Consider the following 4,340-nt stretch of genomic DNA (forward strand, 5'->3'; position numbering starts at 1 on the left):
GAAAAAACCTTTTATAATCAATCTACGCATTCTCACTTAATATGAAACTCTACAGGTGTCGAATTCCACATTAAGTGAGAATATTCCACAATTAATGCATGGACTCTCTCAACCAATGCAAATGTTCAGACTCTGCATTTAAAGCAACAATTTCGGCAAGCATGTATCTTGCCAATATTTTTATATAGAAGGGTTCCGTGATTTCTCAACCCGAATATGCCTTTGCGCTAGTTGCCGTAATTCAGCGACCTTACTCTGGCAGCATTCTAATATTTTCTGTCTGAGCCAGCGATGTGCGGGGTCCATTTTCAAACGTGGATGCCACATCTGTGATACGACGACTTCCGGCGTGGTAACAGGTAAAACGAAAGCGTGAAGTGCAGGACCTTCTTCGTCTCTGAGTAGCTTGCCTGCAAAGAATAGCGCGGGTACCAATGCTACCAGATCGGACTGTCGCGCGATCACCAGCGATGTATTGAAGTCGGGTACGATAGCCGCAATTTTTCGAACCAATCCCGCCCGGGCCAGTGCATCATCCACCGGCCCCTCGGCTGCGCCCCGCCTGGACGTGACAATATGCCTGCAGGAGGCATATATCTGAGGTGTGATTACCCTCTCGTGCTCGAGAGAATGCCCTTTCCTGACAACGCCGATAAAACGATCCCTGAACAAGGCGCGTGTCTGTATCTCCGGCCCCATATTTTTCAACTCGCCGATTTCCAGGTCGATGGTTCCCTCTCTTAGATATCGGGTATCTTTTTCCGGTTTTTGCATGAAACTGAGGCAAACGCCGGGAGCCTCTTTTGCGATGGTGGTAATCAGAGTATGGCCAAAAGTCTCGACGAAACCTTCGTTGGCACGCAGCTTGAAGGCGGCATCCAACGTTTTTACATCCAGGTCAGCTTCTGTGGATGAAAGAACAGAACATGCCTCATGCACAGTTTGCCGGGTACGATTGCGAATATTTACCGCGTGGGGCGTCAGCACCATCTGTCGCCCGGCCCTGACCAGTAACGGATCACCGGTAACGGTACGTAGACGACTGAGCGTGCGGCTCATCGCCGATGAACTGAGTCCGAGACGACGTGCAGCCCTGGCGATGCTCACTTCCGAAAGAAGGACATCGAGCGCGGTCAGTAAATTAAGATCAGGTCCTGTCACAGCGTGCCCCCAACAAAAATCCTCGTGTTATGGCGTTTCATGCACTTTATTAATGCAGATGTTGCGTCTTCCGCCTTGTACCATGAATGACTACAATTGAACAGGTTCCAGATGATGTTTTTTTTTGGAAATCGACAACCGACATATTGGAGGTACGACCCATGGCAGCAGTAAATCATGACAAAAACGTTCTTATTGTAGGGGCATCACGCGGCCTTGGTTTTGCCATGGCAGAAGAGTTTATCCGCCACGGCTGGCGCGTTACCGGCACGGTTCGGGAAGAGGGCGGTAACAAGCAATTTCATAAGCTGGCCCAAGAACACCCGGGCCGGGTTCGCGTCGAAGGTCTGGACATCTGTAAACCTGAACAAATCGGTGCGTTGCACGATAGATTGTCGGAATCAGTCTTTGATATCTTATTTGTGAATGCTGGCACGACTAACCGTGATCCGACCCAAACGATAGGAGAGGTCTCCACTGAAGAGTTCATGCACGTTATGCTGACGAATGCACTATCTCCCATGAGAGTCATCGAATCCCTGGAAAAGTATGTAGCGGCAACCGGCCTTATTGGCGTTATGTCATCAGGACAAGGAAGTATTACAAATAACACAGGGGGACAGCGCGAGTTATATCGAGGAACGAAAGCGGCGCTAAATATGTTTATGCGTAGCTTTGCTGCGCGGCAAGCCGGCAGTGCGCGTGCGATGGTAGTGATGGCCCCGGGTTGGATAAAAACCGACCTCGGTGGAGCGGATGCGCCGCTGACTGTGGAAGAAACCATCCCCAGCTTGGTCAATGTGCTCTTGAAAAAGCAGGACCGACCAGGACTTGAGTATCTTGATTATCTTGGTCGCACGGTTCCCTGGTAACAGAGGCTCGGTGATAATCGACGCTTGTTTACCGTAGCAATGACAGTCAGATTGGTTAAGGCGCGTGCCAGTTGGATCGTCTTGAGCCTACCCCCCGGCTGCGCCAATGATCACGATGGCGTTCGCAGCGCCGCCTACAGCCTGTTCCATGTGCAGGCGGTCAAAGCAAACCCTCCGGCGCAGTACCTATATAGACCTTCATATCGGATTATCCTTTCTGGCAAGTTGCGGATCGTTGGCAAAGGTTGATTTGCCATGTTGGACTAGCTTGCGTCCGGACAGTTTACGCAAGGCGACGTAGAACACGGGGGTCAGAAACAGGCCGAAAAGGGTGACCCCCAACATGCCGGCGAACACCGTGACGCCAGTAGCGGCACGAATTTCGGCGCCGGCACCATGGGAGAACAGCAGCGGAACGGTGCCAGCGATAAAGGCAATGGAGGTCATGACTATCGGACGCAGACGCAGGTGGCAGGCTTCCAGCGCCGCCTCGATGATGCCGCTGCCCTGCATTTCCAGTTCGCGGGCGAATTCCACGATCAGGATCGCATTCTTGCATGCCAGGCCTATCAGCACCACCAGGCCGACCTGTACGAATACATTGTTGTCGCCACCGGTCAGCCACACGCCGAACAGCGCGGACAACAGACACATTGGCACGATCAGGATCACGGCCAGCGGTAGCGTCCAACTCTCGTATAACGCGGCAAGCACCAGGAACACCAGCAGCACGGCGAGCGGGAATACCACTAATGCCGCCTTGCCTTGCGTCGCCTGTTGGTAGCTAAGATCTGTCCATTCGATTTGCATGCCAGGCGGTAGCACCTTCTGCGCCAATTCGGCGATTTTGCCCATCACCTCATTCGAAGATAACACGCGCGGATCAGCGCCACCGGCCAGGTCGGCGGCCGGATAGCCATTGAAGCGCAGCACCGGATCGGGGCCGAAGGTCTGTTTGATCTTCACGACGCTGCCGATCGGCACCATCTCGCCTCGGTCATTGCGGGTGCGCAGATTGGCGATGTCTTCAATATCGTCGCGGAACTCGGCGTCTGCCTGTGCTATTACCTGCCAGGTACGGCCGAACTGGTTAAAATCATTGACGTAAGCCGACCCGAGATAGGTCTGTAACGTGTCGAATACGCTGGTCAACGGCACACCTTGAGCCTTGGCCTTGACCCGATCCACTTCAGCATCAAACTGCGGCACGTTGGCCCGATAGCTGCTGGCCGGATAGGTCATGCCAGGCGTCTGAGAAATAGCGCCTTGCAGCGCCCCCATGACGTTTTGCAGTGCGCCGTATCCCATGCCTGCGCGGTCTTCAACGTACAAGGAATAGCCCGCGCCATTGCCAAGCCCCAGGATCGGCGGCGGCAAGATTGAGAACGTGACGCCTTCCTGCAATGCAGAAATCTTCTGGTTGATTTCAGCATTGATTTGCGCGGCACTGCGTTTGCGTTCAGAAAACGGCTTCAGGACAGGGAAAGTCGCACCCGTATTCGGTGAATTCGTGTTCTGCAATGGGTTCAAGCCTGGAAATGTCACCGTATGCGCCACGCCCTCTGTGTTCATGGCAATGTCGACAACCTTTCTGAGCAGCGCGTCGGTGCGTTCGAGCGATGCTCCTGCTGGCAAGATGACACCGGTGACAAGATAGCCTTTGTCCTGGTCGGGTACGAAGCCGCCTGGTACCGCCTTGAACATCACGCCGGTACCGAGCAATAACAACGCATACACGACGAATACCGCGCCGCGCCTGCCCAGCACGCGAGATACGGCGCCCTGATATTGAGCAGCACTCTTTTGGAAGAACCGGTTGAACGGACGAAATAGCCAGCCGAACAAGCGGTCGATCACGCGCGACGGGGCATCTTTTGGGGCATCGTGCGGCTTGAGCAACAGCGCAGCCAAGGCAGGAGACAGGGTCAGGGAGTTGACCGCCGAGATCAACGTGGAGATGGCGATGGTGGTGGCGAACTGCTTGTAGAACTCGCCGGTCACCCCCGAGAGGAACGCCATGGGCACGAATACCGCGCACAGCACCAGTGCAATGGCGACGATCGGACCGGAAACCTCCGTCATCGCCTGATGCGCGGCGGCCATCGGGGTCAACCCTTGCTCTATGTTGCGCTCTACGTTCTCGACCACGACGATGGCGTCGTCGACCACGATGCCGATCGCGAGCACCAGTCCGAACAGGCTCAGGGTGTTGATCGAGAAGCCCAACAGGTACAGCCCCGCGAAGGTGCCAACGACCGACACCGGCACCGCAACCAACGGGATGATCGACGCGCGCCAGGTCTGCAG

At 54.7% G+C, this 4,340-nt stretch carries 3 protein-coding genes; 1 reads left to right on the forward strand and 2 read right to left on the reverse strand.

What is annotated here, in order from left to right:
• Positions 1 to 180: 180 nt before the first annotated feature.
• Positions 181 to 1,161 carry a LysR family transcriptional regulator gene (locus ACTIKR_RS20195; RefSeq protein WP_442328844.1) on the reverse strand — a complete coding sequence of 327 codons (981 nt, stop codon included), beginning with the start codon at positions 1,159 to 1,161 and terminating at the stop codon, positions 181 to 183.
• A gap of 161 nt (positions 1,162 to 1,322) precedes the next feature.
• Between ACTIKR_RS20195 and ACTIKR_RS20200 the strand changes: the two genes are divergently transcribed.
• Positions 1,323 to 2,033: an SDR family oxidoreductase gene (locus tag ACTIKR_RS20200; protein ID WP_442328846.1), complete on the forward strand. Its 711-nt coding sequence runs from the start codon at positions 1,323 to 1,325 to the stop codon at positions 2,031 to 2,033.
• Between the two features lie 198 nt (positions 2,034 to 2,231).
• Here ACTIKR_RS20200 and ACTIKR_RS20205 read toward each other — a convergent pair.
• Positions 2,232 to 4,340, reverse strand: a 2,109-nt coding sequence (locus ACTIKR_RS20205) for an efflux RND transporter permease subunit (RefSeq protein ID WP_442328845.1), incomplete at its 5' end; no start/stop codon positions are given.

It is taken from the genome of Advenella sp. (genome assembly GCF_052108595.1).
Taxonomy (GTDB): Bacteria; Pseudomonadota; Gammaproteobacteria; order Burkholderiales; family Burkholderiaceae_B; genus Advenella.